This window comes from Novosphingobium arvoryzae (assembly GCF_014652615.1).
GTDB lineage: Bacteria > Pseudomonadota > Alphaproteobacteria > Sphingomonadales > Sphingomonadaceae > Novosphingobium > Novosphingobium arvoryzae.
Genome location: NZ_BMZD01000003.1, coordinates 430,028 through 447,097, shown reverse-complemented (window position 1 = coordinate 447,097; position 17,070 = coordinate 430,028). Strand labels below are relative to the sequence as shown.

At 66.0% G+C, this 17,070-nt stretch carries 10 protein-coding genes; 2 read left to right on the top strand and 8 right to left on the bottom strand.

What is annotated here, in order from left to right:
- Window positions 1-8: 8 nt before the first annotated feature.
- The 6 genes from IE113_RS08575 to IE113_RS08550 form a co-directional block, all read right to left on the bottom strand.
- On the bottom strand, window positions 9-1,202 hold the full coding sequence (locus IE113_RS08575; protein WP_189540452.1) for a flavin-dependent monooxygenase: 1,194 nt from the start codon (window positions 1,200-1,202) through the stop codon (window positions 9-11).
- A gap of 26 nt (window positions 1,203-1,228) precedes the next feature.
- Window positions 1,229-2,140, bottom strand: coding sequence for a VOC family protein (locus IE113_RS08570; RefSeq protein ID WP_189540450.1), 912 nt, complete (start codon window positions 2,138-2,140; stop codon window positions 1,229-1,231).
- Window positions 2,141-2,399: 259 nt separating this feature from the next.
- Complete coding sequence (locus IE113_RS08565) at window positions 2,400-5,000, bottom strand: TonB-dependent receptor (protein WP_229822229.1); 2,601 nt, start codon at window positions 4,998-5,000, stop codon at window positions 2,400-2,402.
- Between the two features lie 272 nt (window positions 5,001-5,272).
- A complete protein-coding gene (locus tag IE113_RS08560; protein ID WP_189540447.1) occupies window positions 5,273-7,144 on the bottom strand; it encodes an AMP-binding protein in 1,872 nt (623 codons plus the stop codon).
- 104 nt (window positions 7,145-7,248) lie between these two features.
- Window positions 7,249-8,919, bottom strand: a complete 1,671-nt coding sequence (locus IE113_RS08555; protein WP_189540445.1) for an MFS transporter — start codon at window positions 8,917-8,919, stop codon at window positions 7,249-7,251.
- A gap of 22 nt (window positions 8,920-8,941) precedes the next feature.
- Window positions 8,942-10,342: a DcaP family trimeric outer membrane transporter gene (locus IE113_RS08550; RefSeq protein ID WP_189540443.1), complete on the bottom strand. Its 1,401-nt coding sequence runs from the start codon at window positions 10,340-10,342 to the stop codon at window positions 8,942-8,944.
- Between the two features lie 186 nt (window positions 10,343-10,528).
- On the opposite strand from IE113_RS08550, the gene acs reads away from it, so the two are divergent.
- Window positions 10,529-12,478: an acetate--CoA ligase gene (acs, locus tag IE113_RS08545; protein ID WP_189540441.1), complete on the top strand. Its 1,950-nt coding sequence runs from the start codon at window positions 10,529-10,531 to the stop codon at window positions 12,476-12,478.
- Between the two features lie 20 nt (window positions 12,479-12,498).
- Entirely contained in the window at window positions 12,499-13,131 is a 633-nt protein-coding gene (locus IE113_RS08540) for a response regulator transcription factor (protein WP_189540439.1), read from the top strand.
- On the opposite strand, the gene IE113_RS08535 is transcribed toward IE113_RS08540, so the two are convergent.
- Together IE113_RS08535 and IE113_RS08530 are read right to left on the bottom strand one after the other, a co-directional pair.
- Window positions 13,108-16,449, bottom strand: coding sequence for a hybrid sensor histidine kinase/response regulator (locus IE113_RS08535; RefSeq protein ID WP_189540437.1), 3,342 nt, complete (start codon window positions 16,447-16,449; stop codon window positions 13,108-13,110). The genes IE113_RS08540 and IE113_RS08535 overlap by 24 nt on opposite strands.
- Window positions 16,450-16,560: 111 nt before the next feature.
- Window positions 16,561-16,872 (bottom strand): ArsR/SmtB family transcription factor, encoded by a 312-nt coding sequence (locus IE113_RS08530; RefSeq protein ID WP_189540436.1) that lies wholly within the window; start codon window positions 16,870-16,872, stop codon window positions 16,561-16,563.
- Window positions 16,873-17,070: the final 198 nt, after the last annotated feature.

The following is a 17,070-nucleotide window of genomic DNA, read 5'->3' as shown; positions in this document are numbered from 1 at the left end:
CCGTTGGCTTAGATGAAGGTGTCGGCGTTGGGCTTGCCCAGCATGACCGCACCCATGTTGCGGCCCGTCTTGGCAAAGTTGTTGGCGACGTGGGTGCGGCCGCAGTGAATGTCGACGAAGGTCCGCCCAAGCGGCCGGTCGAGGTAGATGCCGTCGGCCCCGCTGGCGTAGAACATCCGCGTGATCAGCTGCGCACAGCGGTCCACGACCTGGGCGGACTGGTGGCGGTAGAGCAGGCGGTCATCGAGATCGATGTCCTTGCCGGCCCGGGCCGCGGCCATCAGCGCATCGAAGTTGCGGTTCAGCGTGGTCTTCATCTCGTCGATGGCGCAGGCCGTGTCCGACAGGATGATGGTGACGTCCGGGTCGTCCGCCAGCTTGGCGAAGTCGTTGTTGCTGACGCGGTTGCCGGCATATCCGGTGAAATCGTTCAGCGCACCTTGCAGCGCCCCGATCGACGAGGACGACACCGCCCGCACGAAAATCTGGCCGAACGGAAGCTTGTAGAGCGGCGCGTCGTTGACCTTCAGGCCCGGGCTGGTCGCGGCGAACCCGTCCTTCGAACGGTGCGAGCGATAGGCGGGGACGAAGGCATCCTTCACCACCACGTCCTGGCTGCCCGTGCCGCGCAGGCCCAGCGTGTTCCACGCGTAGTCGATTTCAAAGTCGCTGCGCGGGATCAGGAAGGTGCGGTAATCGGGGGCGCCGCCTTCGGGATCGGGCACCAGCCCGCCCAGGAACGCCCATTCGCAGTGATCGACGCCCGACGAGTAACCCCAGCGGCCCGAGACGCGATAGCCGCCCTCGACCGGGGTGACTTGCGCGCGGGGCATGTAGCTGGACGAGATCAGCGTGGTCGGGTCCTGGCCCCACACGTCTTCCTGCGCCTGGGCATCGAACAGCGCCAGTTGCCAGTTGTGCACGGCGACGACGCCCAGCACCCACGCAGAGGACATGCAGCCTTCGGCCACGGTCATCTGCACGGCGTAGAACACTTGCGGGTCCAATTCGTATCCGCCGTAGCGCTCGGGCTGGAGGATCTTGAAGAACCCGGCGTCCTGAAAGTCGCGGATCGTGTCGTCATGGACCTTGCATTCGCGTTCGCACCAGGCGGCACGGTCGCGCAGGGCGGGGATCATGGCGCGCGCGCGCTCGACCAGCTCGGCGGCGAGGTCGGAAGAGGCGGGAATGGTCTGGGGCATTGTGTGTCTCCCGGTGTAAAGGTTGATCAGGCCGCGTTGGCCAGCTGGGCCTGCTCGTCAGCGCCGAACCCGACGCTGAAGTCATGGCCCCACAGGCTGACGGAAGTGCTTTCGAAAACGGTGTGGTGATCCCAATCGATGGTCCGCCCGCCGCAGCCGTATTCGATCGCGAAGCCGCCGGGGGACATCAGGTAGAAACTGGTCATGTGATCGTTGGTGTGCTTGCCCAGCGTCGCCATCAGGCGTGCGCCGCTGCGCTGCATCCGGTCATAGGCGCGGCCGACCTCGTCGAGATTGGCGACCTCGAACATCAGGTGGACGCAGCCCGAAGGAACTTCGCCCTCGAACAGGGCCAGGCTGTGATGCCGGCCATTGGCGCAGTGCATGAAATCGATCCGCTGGGCCAGGTCGGGCAGGGGGCGATGGACCAGGATGTCCGACAGGCCAAAGCCCAGCACGTCCATCAGGAAATCGCGGGTCGCGTCGATCTGCGGGGCGGGCAGGACCATATGGCCCAGGCCAAGATCGCCGGTGACGAAGTCCACCCCGTGCGGCGAGACGAACCGGGCGAAATCGGTGACGTAGCCGTAAGCCAGTTCGTGGCGGTTGCCGGACGGATCGGTGAACCACACCATGTCGAACACATGGCGCAGCGCGCGTTCCGCTGGCGTGGCGGGATGGAAGGTGACGCCGTGGCGGGTCAGATCGGCCTTCGCGGCCTCGAACTCGGCGGCGGAGCGCAGTTCCCAGCCGGAAGCGAAATAGCCGTCAGTGGCGCCCGGCATCACGAAGACCCGGCCAGCCCGTTCGTCCATGCGCAGGGCCAGGCCGCCGGGAGCATCGTGGGCACTCATCCCCAGGATGTCTTGCGCGAACGCGCGCCAGGCGGCGGTTGAGGTGGCGGAGACCACGACGTAACTGAGGCTTGCCACTTCCATGCTCATCCCTCCGGCTGCGGTTATGGCCAAAGGCTATGCCGGGAAGGGGGGAGTGGTATTTGACGAGAATCAAACTAATCGTCGAATGCGTAGAAAAAGTGACTCACATAAACGCATATGCCGACGGGTATGCGCTATTCGGTGGCAATTTGCGGACTGAATATGCGGGAAATGGCAATCTGGTTGCCCGCATCGCCCCATACGCAAAAATCCCGGCACCAGCAGGCTGGCACCGGGATTTTCAGATTGTCCGATCAGATCAGAACTTGATGCCGACCGTCACGCCATAGGTGCGCGGATCGGCGAAGTAGCCGCCGCCGTAACCCAGCGCGCCGAAATCGATCGCGCGGACGAAATCGTGGCTGTTGGTCAGGTTCTTGGCCCACAACTTGATTTCGCCTTCGCCGCCGCCGATCGCGATGCGATCGAACCCGATCTGGGCGTCGACGACGTTGCGGTTGTCACCCTTCAGCAGGTCATTGAACGGCGTGCCGATGATGTTGCTGAAGCTGTACTTGCCATCTTCGTAAGTATAGCTGACGCGGCCAACCAGGCGGGCATCACCCCAGTTCAACGGGAACTGGAAGTTCAGCGCCGCGTTGGCGGTGAACGGCGAAGTGTAGCCGGGGTTGGAAATCGACGCGACATTGACCGGCGGAGCGCCCGGCGTGGTCGACTGACCGGCCAGCAGTTCCTTGATCTTGATGTCGACGTAACCCAGGTTGCCTTCCAGCGTGAAGTTCTGGGTCAGCTTGGCCTGCGCTTCGATTTCGAACCCGGTGTAGGTCACCTTGCCGGCGTTGCCGACGCGGGTTGCGAACGTGCCAGCCGGGGCATCGGTGCGCGGGATGTTGACCGCCAGATCCTTGTACTCGTTGTAGTATCCGGCCACGTTCAGGCGCAGGCGGCGACCGAACAGCTCGGTCTTCACCCCGGCTTCATACGAAGTCACGTTTTCCGGCTTGAACGCATCCAGCTGGTTGGTCGTGGTGTTGATCGGATCCTGCGCGTTGTAACCGCCCGAACGATAGCCGGTGGCGACACGGGCATAGGTCGAGATGCCATCCGCGACATCGTAGCCCAGCATCAGGTTCCAGGTGAACTTGCTGAAGCTGGCCTTGCCGGTTTCCGGTGCCGCGCTGGCAACCGCGCCGTTCTGGGTGCGGAACATCGACTTCTTGTCCCAGGTGTAGCGACCGCCGGCCGTCAGGCGCAGACCGCTGTCACGACCGCCGGGGTAGAGCGTCACCTGGCTGTAGATGGCGGTGCTTTCCGACGTTGCGGTATACTTCAGCCGGGCCAGGGTCTGGACCAGGCGGTAGCGGGCCGGGTTGGTCGCGCGGAAGCTGGGGGCCAGCAGCGGGGCAAAGGTCGCCGCCGCGGTGGCCGGGAAGCCGACGCCGCGCAGCACGCCGACGAACGCCGCGTCAGAGAACACGGCCGCGTTGGTGTCCAGCACGAAGCCGCTGTTCTGCGGATTGTTTTCCGAACCCTTTTCCCAGAAGTAGAAGCCGCCCAGCACCCAGTCGAGGGTATCGGTATCGCCTGAGATTTCCAGTTCCTGGCTGAACTGCTTGTGACGGCGCTGGTTGTTGGTGTCGAACAGGTTCTGCGACACGGTCGGAACGGCCGCGCCCGCCAGGAAGTTCGAAGTGCCGGCCGGGAAGCCCAGGTTCTGGAGCAGCGCCGACGGGAAGCCGTTGAACAGCGTGGTGTTGGTGAACTGCGGGCCGCGGAACGCGCCGATGCCGTCGAGGTCGGTGTTGCTGTCGTTGTTCCAGAAGCGGTAACCGGCGGTCAGCTTGACCTTGAAGGCTTCGAAGTCATTCTCGACCTGCAGGTTGTGGCCCCAGGTCTTGTCCATCGAGCTGTTGGAGATGTCGTTGCAGACCTCGTCGCGCCATTCGCGCGTCGGGGTGGCGAGTGCACGGCAGGCGGCCTGCGCAAAGGTCGCGCCGGCCAGGTACTGCTGCACCGCCGCGCCGGAGGTGACGACCACCGGCTTGCCATCGACCACGATCGGCGCGCGGATCGTGCCGTCAGCGACGTTGGTCAGCTGGAAGTTCATCGGCGCCGCATCGGTCTTGGACCAGTCGAAGATGTACTGGATCGAACCGGTGCCGCCCAGTTCGGTGCGGGCGGCAAAGCGGAAGGCGTCGCTCTGGCGCGCGCCCGGATCGCGGCTCTTGTCGGCCTGCAGGATGTTGTCGACCACGCCATTGCGTTCGCGGTGGCTGTAGGTGAAGCTGGTGTCGATGCCCAGGATCCGGCCCGGATCGAACGTGATGCGGCCGTTCCACGCGCCATAGTTGCCGTAACCGGCCTCAGCCTTGACGCGCAGTTCGTCAGACGGCTTGCGCGAGATGAAGGCAATGCCGCCACCGGTGGTGTTGCGGCCGAACAGCGTGCCCTGCGGGCCGCGCAGCACTTCGACGCGCTCGATGTCCATCACGTCCAGCGCGCTGGCGCCCGAACGGCCGATGTAGATGCCATCGACATAGAGGCCGTTGGCGGTATCGAGGCCAAAGGTTTCGCTGCCCGGGGTGGGGATGCCGCGGATCGAGATCACTGCTGCGCCGCTGCTGGTGGTGCCCTGCACGATGGTCACGTTGGGGGCCAGACCGCTGAGGTCGCGCGAGTCATTGATGCCGAGCTGCTCGACTTTTTCGGCGCTCAGCGCGCTGATCGCGATCGGCACGTCCTGGAGGTTCTGTTCACGCTTCTGCGCGGTGACGACGATTTCGCCCAGACCCGCGTCCTCTTCGGTGCCGTCCTGTGCCAGCGCGGGGCTGGCCACCGCGATCAGGCTGGCCCCAAGCAGGAACCGTGTTGCAAAACGTGCATTGCTCGAAATCGTCATGATCACTCCCTTGTCACCCATTCTTTAAGCCAATGGTCCGGCAGGTCGGCGCGAATTGCGTAACAAGTGAGAATTGTAAATGCGCAAATCAGTGTTGCGAGTGTCGCTGGCTCGGGGCGGATGATGCCGGGAACAGGCGGCACCGCCGAAATCCCTTGCTTTCGCGGGGGTGCCAGGCGGCGGCGGTGCGCTCAGGACGGTCCGGAGTGGCGGCGATCTTGGCCGATAATGTTCATTCCGGCAGCGCGGGCGCGTGCCCGCGCTGCGGAGAATCAGGGCCTTACGGCAGCTTCGATCAGGGCGGGAACTGCCGGATCCTCGATAGTCGGTGGCGTGGTATAGGCTCCGCCGTTCACGATCGTGCGCAGCAGGTTGCGCAGGATCTTGCCGGATCGGGTCTTGGGGAGTTGCGGGACGACATAGGCGGTCTTGAGGGCCGCAACCGCGCCCAACTCGTGCCGCACCGCCGCGATCACCCGGCCGGCGAGATCAGCTTCGCTGCCCGCTCCGGCGCGCGCGACGACGAAGGCGACCGGGACCATGGCCTTGATCGGATCGTCGGCCCCGATCACCGCGCATTCGGCCACGCCGTCCTGCGCGGCAACGATCTGCTCCATCTGGCCGGTCGACAGCCGGTGCCCGGCGACGTTGATGATGTCGTCGGTGCGGCCCATGATGTTGAGGAACCCATCGGCATCGAAATGCCCGGCATCCCCGGTTTCGTAATAGCCGGGGAAGGTGGTGAAGTTCTTGTCGAACCCGGCCTGGTTGTTCCACAGCGTGCGGAACGCGCCGGGGGGCAGGGGGGCCTTGATGGTCACCGCGCCGCTTTCCCCGGCGGGAACGGGTTGCCCGTCTTCACCCAGGATCGCGAATTCGAAGCCCGGCACCGGGAACCCGGCCGACCCCCTCCGCCGCCTGAGGTCGCCCAGCGCGAAGCAGCTGGCGATGGCGGGCCAGCCCAGCTCCGTCTGCCACCAGTGATCGATCACCGGCAGGCCGGACTTCTCCTCCAGCCAGGCAATGGTGTCAGGATCGGCGCGTTCGCCCGCGAGGAAGATGGCGCGGCAATCGCCGGTGCCGATTTCCTTGAGGAAGGTCGCGTCGGGGTCTTCTTTGCGCACGGCGCGGATCGCGGTCGGGGCGGTGAAGAAGGTCTTGACCCGGTGGCGCGTCATCACGCGCCAGAACGTGCCGGGGTCGGGCGTGCCGATCGGCTTGCCTTCGAACAGGACGGTTGTCGCGCCGACCAGCAGCGGGGCGTAGACGATATAGCTGTGGCCGACGACCCAGCCCACGTCCGACGCTGCCCAGAACGGATCGCCCGCGCCGATGCCATAGATGTTGGCCATCGACCACGCGAGCGCGACCGCGTGACCGCCGTTTTCGCGCACCACGCCCTTGGGCGTGCCGGTCGTGCCGGAGGTGTAGAGGATGTAGAGCGGATCGGCCGCGGCGACCGGCACGCATTCCGGCACCGGATCGGCCGCCGTGGCGGCGCGCAGCATTTCCCAGTCATGGTCGCGCGTGTCGCCGAGGTCGGCGGGGAGACGGTCGCGCTGGAACACCACGATGTCGTGGACCGCGTGCCGGGCCAGTTCCAGTGCCTCATCGACCATCGGCTTGTAGGCAATGGTGCGTGCCCCTTCGATCCCGCAACTGGCGGTGAGCAGGACCTTGGGCTGGGCATCGTCGATGCGCTTGGCCAGTTCGAGCGGGGCGAAGCCCCCGAACACGACCGAATGAACCGCTCCCAGCCGCGCGCAGGCGAGCATGGCAAACACGGTTTGCGGGATCATCGGCATATAGATGATCACCCGGTCGCCCTTGCCGACGCCAAGGCGGGTCAGCATGGCGGCGACGCGGCCGGTTTCCTCCAGCAGCTGGGCATAGGTGAATTGCTGCACCACGTCGGTGACGGGGCTGTCATAGCAGAGCGCCAGCGCATCGCCGCGCCCGGCGGCGACATGGCGGTCAAGGCAGTTCCAGGCGGTGTTGAGCGTTCCCCCGGCATACCAGCCTTCGGCATCGTCCCACGTCGCGGCGGGCGGCGTGAACCAGTCGATCGCCTGGGCCGCTTCGCCCCAGAAGGCGGCGGGATTGTCGATGCTGGCGCGCCAGGCGCTGTCGTAGGCTTCGCTCATGTTGGCATTACCATCCGGTTGGAATTGAACTCTGGTTTGGCGGAACAGGCTACGCCGCGCCTTGATCGTGCTCAAGACGCGGCGCAGTTCCCGGGGGGAAGGTTCTAGTCGTCGATGTTGCGCTTGAAGGTTTCCGGCAGGAACAGCAGGCCGCAGACCAGCGTCAGCCCCGCGATCACGATCGGATACCACAGGCCGTAGTAGATATCGCCCGTGGCGGCGACCATGGCGAAGGCCGTGGTGGGCAGGAACCCGCCAAACCACCCGTTGCCGATGTGATAGGGCAGCGACATCGAGGTGTAGCGGATGCGGGTGGGGAACAGTTCCACCAGCAGCGCCGCGATCGGGCCGTAAACCATCGTCACCAGCAGCACGAGGTAGGTGAGGATCAGCACGGTCATCGGCTTGTCGATCTGGTCCGGGTCGGCCTTGCTGGGATAGCCAGCCTTGGTCAGCGCGGCCTTCACTTCGTCCTGGAATGCCTTGATCGCGGCCTTGCGTTCATCGCCCGAAACCTTGGCCGGATCGGGTGCGGTGAAGGTTTCGCCACCCACGGTGACTTGCGCCACGGTGCCGGCCGGAGCCTCGGTCGAGGTGTAGCTGACCGAGCTCTTGGCCAGGAACGCCTTGGCGATGTCGCAGCTCTTGGAGTCGAACTTGTTCTTGCCGACCGGGTCGAACTGCAGCGAGCAGTCGTTCTCGTTGGTGATGACCGTGACCGGTGCGTTGGCCTGGGCATGGGCGAGCGCCGGATTGGCGGCTTCGCTCAGCGCCTTGAACGCGGGGAAATAGGTCAGCACGGCCAGCGCGCAGCCCAACATGATGATCGGCTTGCGCCCGATCCGGTCAGACAGCCAGCCGAAGAAGATGAAGAACGGCGTGCCGATGCCCAGCGCAATGGCGATCAGGATGTTGGTGGTCGCACCATCGACCAGCAGCATCTTTTCCAGGAAGAACATCGCGTAGAACTGGCCGGTGTACCAGACGACCGCCTGGCCGGCGACCGCGCCGATCAGTGCGACCAGCACCCACTTGGCGTTCTTCCACTGTCCGAACGCTTCGGTCAGCGGCGCCTTCGACGTGGTGCCTTCTTCCTTCATCTTCTGGAAAACCGGGCTTTCGGCCAGCTGCAGGCGGATCCACATCGAAACGGCCAGCAGGATGATCGAAACCAGGAACGGCACGCGCCAGCCCCAGTCCTTGAAGGCTTCCTCACCGATCAGGGTGCGGGTGCCGATCACCACCAGCAGCGCGGCAAACAGACCCAGCGTCGCCGTGGTCTGGATGAAGCTGGTGTAGAGCCCGCGCTTGTTGTTGGGGGCGTGCTCGGCCACGTAGGTTGCCGCCCCGCCATATTCGCCGCCCAGGGCCAGGCCCTGAACCAGCCGCATGACCAGCAGCAGGATCGGCGCGGCGACGCCGATCGAGGCATAGGACGGCAGCACGCCGACCACGAAGGTCGACAGGCCCATCAGGCCCATCGTGACCAGAAACGTGTTCTTGCGGCCGACCAGATCGCCGATCCGCCCGAATACCAGCGCGCCGAACGGGCGCACCGCGAACCCGGCGGCGAAGGCGGCGAGGGCGAAGATGAAGCCGGTCGTCTCGTTCACGCCCGAGAAGAACTGGGCGGAAATGATCGTGGCCAGCAGGCCGTAGAGGTAGAAATCATACCATTCGAACACTGTCCCCAGCGACGAGGCGGTGATGACCAGTTTTTCGCTCTGGGTCGCCTCGTGATGCTTGGGCAGGGCGTCTTCATACGACGTAGCCATTGCACTCTCCCTTGTTATCTCGTCAGAAGCCGTATTTCGCGGCGAATTCGATGCGGTTCACGGCCCCGTCTGCCCCGTTGACGAGCTTGCGCTCACCATGACGGTATTCGACACCGAGGTCGATGTTCTTGACCGGCGACCAGAACAGGTTCGCCGCCGCGCTCCACGCGCGCTGGTTGAAGCTGGCAATGCTCGCCAGCGGCAGCGCGTCGGCATAGTCCACCGACTGATAGCTGCCCATCAGGTTGGCCCGTACGCCCGGCGCCAGCGGCACGCGCAGCGCGGCAATGGCGGCAAACACGCGCACATCTTCCAGCCGGTTGGTGGCGGGCACATAGACCGCGTCCGGTGCGAAGTTCAGCCCGACATAGCGGCCGATGTTGTTGCCATAAGTGGCCATGAACCGCAGGTCGCCGGTCTTGGCTTCGTTCAGGAACAGCTTGCCCGCCGCGCTGACGCCAAAGCCGCCGGTGCTGGCCGTCACGCCGGCATTCTGCACCCGTACCTGGCGGCCCAGCGCGGCCAGCGAAAGCTCGCCCGCCTTGCCTGCCCAGGCCAGCCGTGCGGCGAAATCGGGCAGGCGATCATCGCCGTTCTCGATCAGCGCCGGTGCGCCCAGATTGGCCGTGCCGGATTCGTCGTTCTCAGCCGACAGGTGCAGCGTCATTCCGTTGCCCAGCGGCGTGGAATAGCGGATCAGCGGCTGGCGGACGAACACCGTGCCCTCCGCCCCGCCGACGTAGTCGGTCGTTTCCGGCAGCGCGCCGGTGTACTGGAAGGTCGACCAGTCCTGCCCGAAGGTCCACTTGTCGAACTGGATGTAGGCGCGGCGCAGGGCCGGGTTGTAGCCATTGGTGGTGCGCTGCGAGCCTTGCGTGCCGGGCGCGGTCTGGAAGTCCGCCTCGACATAGCCTTTCAGCGTGTGGCCCGAAATGTCGGTCGCGAAGTTGACCCAGAAGCGCGATTGCTTGGCGGTGAAATCGGTGACGGTGCTGGCCGGGCCTGTCCCGGTCGGAATGCTCTGCGGCAGATAGAAGTCGCGGCCGAGCGAGTTGGTGGCGACTTCGCCTTCGCTGTAGGATGTGCTGGCGGCCAGCAGCTTGATGTAGCCGCCGACCTTGATCGTGGTCGATCCGGCGCGGAAGCCGTCCTGCTGCACGGGCGGCTTGGCCTCCAGTGCGGCCACCTTGGTGGCAGCGGCGGTGCTCGTCGTGACGGCGGCCTGCGCCTGCGCGGCCGTGGCGGCCTGTTCGCTGCGGGCCGAAACCAGATCGGCCTTCAGCGCCTGCATTTCCTGTTCAAGCTTGGCCAGCCGCGCTTCCAGTTCCGCTTCCCGCGCGGTTTGGGCACTGGCGACCTGCGGGGCGACCAGTGCGGATGCGGCCAGCAGGGTGCCCAATAGAGCCTTCGTCCCTCGTTGCATGATCCCACTCCATGATCCCCGATGTCACTCCTCGGGGTGTCGCCACCTTCTGGTGTCAGGGGGGTGGGATACCATCCCGACATAGGTCGAAGCTCTACGACCATGGTCTAATGTGCGACTCTGCCCCGACCGCCTAGGCTGCGCCACAAAAGGCGATTGCCGCCACTGGAGAGGAGCACCCGGAGCATGGCCGAAACCGTCTATCCCGTCCCCGCGAACTGGGCGCAGGATGCCCTGGTCGATGAAGCCGCCTATCACGCGATGCACCGTCGCTCGGTGGAAGACCCGGTAGGCTTCTGGCGCGACGCCGCGCAGCGGATCGACTGGATCAAGCCGTTCACGACCGTGAAGCAGACCAGCTTCAACGAAGCCGATTTCGGGATCGAATGGTTTGCCGACGGCACGCTGAACCTGTCGGCCAACGCGCTTGACCGCCATCTGGAAACGCGCGGGGATCAGGTGGCGATCCTGTGGGAGCCGGACGATCCGGCCGACGCCGCACGCCGCATCACGTACCGCGAGCTTCACGCCGATGTCTGCCGCTTTGCCAACGTGCTGAAAAGCCGGGGCGTGCAAAAGGGCGACCGGGTGACGATCTATCTGCCGATGGTGCCCGAAGCCGCCGTCGCCATGCTCGCCTGCGCGCGGATCGGGGCGATTCATTCCATCGTGTTCGCCGGTTTCAGCCCGGAGGCTCTGGCGGGGCGGATTACCGATTGTGACAGCACCATCGTGCTGACCGCCGACGAAGGCCTGCGCGGCGGCAAGAAGGTGCCGCTGAAGGACAACGTGGATGAGGCGCTGGGCCATTGCCCGGCGGTGGAAACCGTTATCGTTCTCCGCCGCACCGGGGCCGCTGTGCCCATGGTGCCGGGTCGCGACGTGGACTGGGCGGAAGTCGCAGCCGCCCAGTCCACGGTTTGCGAGCCGGAGGAAATGGGCGCGGAAGATCCGCTGTTCATCCTCTATACCTCCGGCTCCACCGGCAAGCCCAAGGGCGTGCTTCACACGACCGGCGGCTACAGCGTCTGGGCATCGATCACCCACCAGTACGTGTTCGATTACCGACCGGGGCAGATCTATTGGTGCGCGGCGGACATCGGCTGGGTCACGGGCCACAGCTATGTCGTCTACGGCCCGCTGATGAACGGCGCGACGACCGTGATGTTCGAAGGCGTGCCGAACTATCCCGATGCCAGCCGGTTCTGGCAGGTGGTCGACAAGTTCGGCGTCGAGATATTCTATGGCGCGCCGACCGCGCTGCGGGCGCTGATGCGCGAAGGCGACGAGTGGGTTACGCGCACCAGCCGCAAGACCTTGCGCCTGCTGGGCAGCGTGGGCGAGCCGATCAATCCCGAGGCATGGGAATGGTATCACAAGGTGGTGGGTGAGGGGCGCTGCCCGATTGTCGACACCTGGTGGCAGACCGAAACCGGCGGCGTGATGATTTCCCCGCTCCCCGGCGCGACTGCGCTGAAACCGGGTAGCGCGACCCGGCCGTTCTTCGGCGTCCAGCCCGCGCTGGTCGACAACGAAGGCGTTCCGATCGAGGGCGCGGGCGATGGCTGCCTGGTCATCACCGACAGCTGGCCGGGCCAGATGCGCACCGTGTGGGGCGACCATGAGCGCTTCTTCCAGACCTATTTCAGCACGTTCCCCGGCACCTACTTCACCGGCGACGGCTGCCGCCGCGACGAGGACGGGTATTACTGGATCACGGGCCGGATCGACGATGTGATCAACGTGTCCGGACACCGGATGGGCACGGCGGAAATCGAAAGCGCGCTGGTCGCCCACGCCAAGGTGGCCGAAGCCGCCGTGGTCGGCATGCCGCACGACATCAAGGGGCAGGGCATCTATGCCTTCGTCACCACCAACGCCAACGTCGAACCGGATGAGGCGCTGCGGCGCGAGCTGGTGCAGTGGGTTCGCCATGAAATCGGTCCTATCGCCACGCCGGACGTGATCCAGTTCGCGCCGGGCCTGCCCAAGACCCGGTCGGGCAAGATCATGCGCCGCATCCTGCGCAAGATCGGCGAGAATGACGTCAGCAACCTTGGGGACACCTCGACTCTTGCCGATCCGTCGGTTGTCGATCATCTCTTGGCCAACCGTCCGCAACTGGCGACGGCCTGATTCAGGAGGCTGACGGCGGCGTGACCGACACCGTCCTAATTGCTGACGACCACCCGCTGTTCCGGCAGGCGCTGATGCTGGCCGTGCAGCGGGCGGTGCCGGACGCGCGCATCGTGGAGGCCGGAACGCTCGCCGCCGCCGCGCGCGCGGTGGAGGCGGCGGATGGCTTGCGGTTGATCTTGCTCGACCTGAAGATGCCCGGCGCGGTCGGCTATTCCGGCATCGCGCTGCTCCATGCCGAGCGGCCGGACGTGCCGATCCTGGTCGTCTCGAGCGCCGAAGGCGCGGCCGCGGCAGAGGAAGTGCGCGCGTTCGGGGCCATCGGCTTCCTGCGCAAGGACAGCGACCTCGGTGCCATCGAGGACGCGATTGCCCGCGCCATTCAGGCCCAGCCGCCCACCGCCGCGCCCGCGCCTGACGAACAGCCGATCGCCGCCATCCGCGAGACGGTGGCGGGGCTGACGCCGACCCAGCTGAAAGTGCTGCTTGCCGTTCTGGACGGCCAGCTCAACAAGCAGATCGCCCATTCGCTGGGGATGAGCGAGGCGACGGTGAAAGCGCACATGACCGCGATCATGCGCAAGCTGGACGTGCGCAATCGCACGCAGGCGGCGCTGGTGGCGCGGTCGCTAGGGCTTGACCTCAGGCACTGACAATTCGTCCAGAAAGCGCGCCAGCGCTTGCGGATCGACCGGCTTGGCCATGATCGCCACGCCCAGCGCGGCCGCGCGCGCCTTCATCGCCGCGCCGCTTTCCGCCGTCACCAGCAGCGCGGGCAGAGCGGGGCGGCGCTGGCGCACGGCAGCGATCAGGTCCAGCCCGTTCTCGCCATTGTCGAGTTGATAGTCGGCCAGCAAGACGTCCGCGCGGTCGCACAGCGCCAGACCGCCCGCGATGTCTGCCGCGCCTAGCGGATGGTGGCCCAGCCCTTCGAGCAGGGCCATGCTGGCCTCCACGATCCGCTCATCATTGTCGATGACCAGCACTGACAAGGCCCGCCCATGGCTGCCGGCCGATGGCTCGCCCTGAACAGAAACGGCCACTTCGACGCCGTCGAGCGCAGGCAGGATCAGGCTGAACCGACTACCCCGGCCAGGGTTGGACGCCACATCGACCCGCCCGCCCAGCAGCCGGGTAATCCGCTCCACCAGTGCCAGCCCCAGGCCCAGTCCCTCGACCTCGACCTGGCCGAGCCGGGTGAATTCGCCGAACACCGTGCCCAGTTGTTCCGGCGCGATCCCGACGCCGGTGTCGACGACATCGATCCGCCATTCGTCCCCGCGCCGCCGCACTCCGATCACGATGCCGCCTTCGGGTGTATAGCGCACCGCGTTGGTGACGAAGTTCTGCATGACCGAGCGCAGCAGGCCCGGATCGGTGAGCACCATGCCGGGCACCGGCCCCAGCCGCAGTTCCAGCCCCTTTTCCTCGGCCAGGGGTCGGAAACTGTCGGCCAGGTCGGTCAGGAACGCGCCCAGTTGCACCGGCTCTGGCCGGGGCGTGACGCCGCCCGCGTCGAGCTTGCTGATGTCCAGCAATGCGCGCAGCAAGTCCTCGGCGGCGACGATCGCGTTGTCGACGCGGCGCACCAGCAGACCGGCGCGGCCATCGACATCCCGGTTCAGCGCAGCGGTAAACAGCCGTGCGGCGTGGAGCGGTTGAAGCAGATCGTGGCTGGCGGCAGCCAGAAAGCGGGTCTTCTCGCGGTCGGCCTTGGCGAGGCGGCGATTGGCTTCGCTGAGCTCACGGGTGCGCTCGCTGACGCGGGTCTCCAGATCGTCCAGCGTGCGGCGCAATTCCTCGCGCACGCGGGCCTCCTCGGTGATGTCGGTAAAGCTCATCACATAGCCGCCGCCGGGCATCGGCCCGCCCACGGTCTTGATCACCCGGCCATCGTTGCGCCGCCGTTCAAAGCTGTGCTCCTGCCCGCGCCGCATGTGGCCCAGCCGCTTTTCAACGTGGTATTCGGTGTCGCCGGGGCCAAAATCCCCCCGCGCGGCATTGTGGCGGATGAGGTCCGCGACGGGGACGCCGACGCGCAGGAGATCCGGCGGATAGCGGAAGATATCCTCGTAGCGGCTGTTCCACGCGATCAGGTTCATTTCCGCGTCGACCACGCTGATTCCGGCATCGACGTTCTCGAAGGTGGAGGCCAGCAACTGCCGCGAAAAGCGCAGGCTCTGCCCGCCCTTGTCGAGCAGCTGTGTAACCTCGGCCAGGTTCATCGTTCCGCCAGCCAGCGCCGAGGCGACAAGGGAGCGGGCCGAGGATGCGCCAACCACGCTGGCAATCAGCCGCTGGGCACGCTGCGCGGCGGCGCGGCTGATGGGTTGGCCGCGCTGGACGCCGGGAAACTCCGTCTCGACCCGTTCCCGCCCGACGAAGCTGGCGGTCAGCTGGACCAGTTCGGCAAGGTCCGTCACGGGCCGTGCGGCGCGGACCAGCCGGGGCAGGGGGGCGGCGGAAACCTTGCGCGCGGCAAACGCGGCCAGCACCGCCAGATTGGCGCCCAGGCTCCAGATCACGCCGTGCACCAGCGGGCTGATGTCGCCCACGCCCAGCAGGTGCAGCGGGTCGAACGGGGTCTGTTCCAGCCACGCCAGCCAGGATTCTGGCAGGATCGGCGGCAGCGCCAGCGTATAGAGCCACAGCACCAGCCCCACACTCAGGCTGGCGCGGGCGGGTAGCGGATCGCGGCCCCGGCCATAGGCGGCCATGATCAGGTGCGGGGTGAACTGCGCCATCCCGGCAAAGGCAATAAGGCCGATCGAGGCCAGCGAATCCGTGGGCGATACCAGCAGCGCCCAGGCCAGCGCCAGAACCATGATGCCCAGCACCGATCCGCGCCGCACGGCCAGCATCCGCCGCCCGATCGCGCCAGCCTCGGCCCGCCGTGCACCGCGCATCAGGGTGGGGAAGATCAGGTCGTTCGACACCATCGTCGAGAGCGCGGTGGAATCGACAATCGCCATCGACGCCGCCGCCGCGATGCCGCCCAGCAGCGCCGCGATCATGGCCCAGCGGTATCCGGCTTCCTCCGGCAGTTGCAGGACGTAAAGGTCTGGAGAGGTCCGCCCGTCGAGCACCACGATTCCGGCCAGCGCGATGGGCAGCACCAGTAGCGCCATGACGCCAAGGTAAGCCGCCAGGCCGAACCGGGCCCGCACCAGATCATCCGGCGCGCGTGCCTCGACCAGCGCCATGTAGAACTGACGGGGCAGGGCGATGATCGCGAAGATCGAAATCAACGCGATGACCAGCGTTTCGCTGGACAGCCGCGCCGGATCGAACCGGTTCCCCAACTCCGCGAGACCGGCTTCGGTGGCCGGAGCGGCCCAGTCCAGCAGCATGAACGCCACGCCGGCAACCACTGCCAGCGCAACCAGTTTGACGACCGATTCCAGCCCGATGGCATAAAGCAGCCCTTCGCTGCGGCCCGCCAGTTCGAACCGGCGGACGCCGAACAGGATGGCAAACAGGGCCAGCAGCATGGCGGCGGCAATCATGACCCCGCTGGTGCCCGACTGGCCCGATACGACCGACAGCGCGGTGCCGATCGAGCGCAATTGCAGCGCGACATAGGGAATGGTGCCCAGCAGGGCGATGACCGTCACCAGCCGGGCAATCACCACGTCATGGCCAAAGCGGGCGGCGATGAAATCGGATACGGTGGCGGCCTGCTCTTCGGCCACGGCCTCGGCCAGACGCTGCAGAAAGCGAGGGGCCGCGATCAGCAGCAGGATCGGGGCAGCGTAGATCGGCAGGTAGTTCCAGCCATCGCGGACCGCGCTGCCGACGGCACCGTAAAACGTCCAGCTGGTGCAATAGACCCCCAGCGCCAGCGTGTAAGTGGCATGCCGCAGCCGCGTGTGCCGGTCCAGCCGCGCACCGCGCGCTTCGACCCATGCGGCCAGCACGAACAGCACCAGGATCAGCGCCAGCGCAAGCAAGGCTGCCGTCCGTAACTCCATCGCGCCCCCGCTTCCCCAAATCCGTTGCGGAGCCTAGCAATTACCGGCGGTTACGCAACCCGATGCGGGCCAGATCGAGAGTGGGCCAGGGATCGGGGCAGGTGCCCGGTTTCAGGCGTGTTCGGTAGCGCAGATTTCGCACAGTGAATGGATGATCGCGCGCACCACGGGGTCGGTCAGCCGGTAATAGCGCACTTGCGCCTCGGCCCGGATGCCGACGATGTCCTCGTCGCGCAGCATCGCAAGGTGCTGCGATACGGCCGACTGCGACAATCCGGTCAGAGCGATCAACTCGCTGACCGAAACCTCGCCCTCGTCCATCCGGCACAGCATCAGCAGCCGTTCGGGATGGCTCATGATCCGCAGGCGCGCGGCCATGCGGTTGGCATTCGACTTCAGTTCGGTGAGGTCGGCGGGGGTCATGTGTGGCTAAGCGCTCCGGTCAATTTATATTTGCTATTGCTAATATAAAGCTCAATGCATATTAGGGTTACACGATATGAGTTCGCGAGTCGAGCCCCCCGTTCCGCCGCGCTTCCCCCCAATTTCCGGTGCGGCGGAACACCTCGGCGGCGATCCCGGCCCGACACGGAGCCGGACCGGGATCGCCGTTCGATGTCA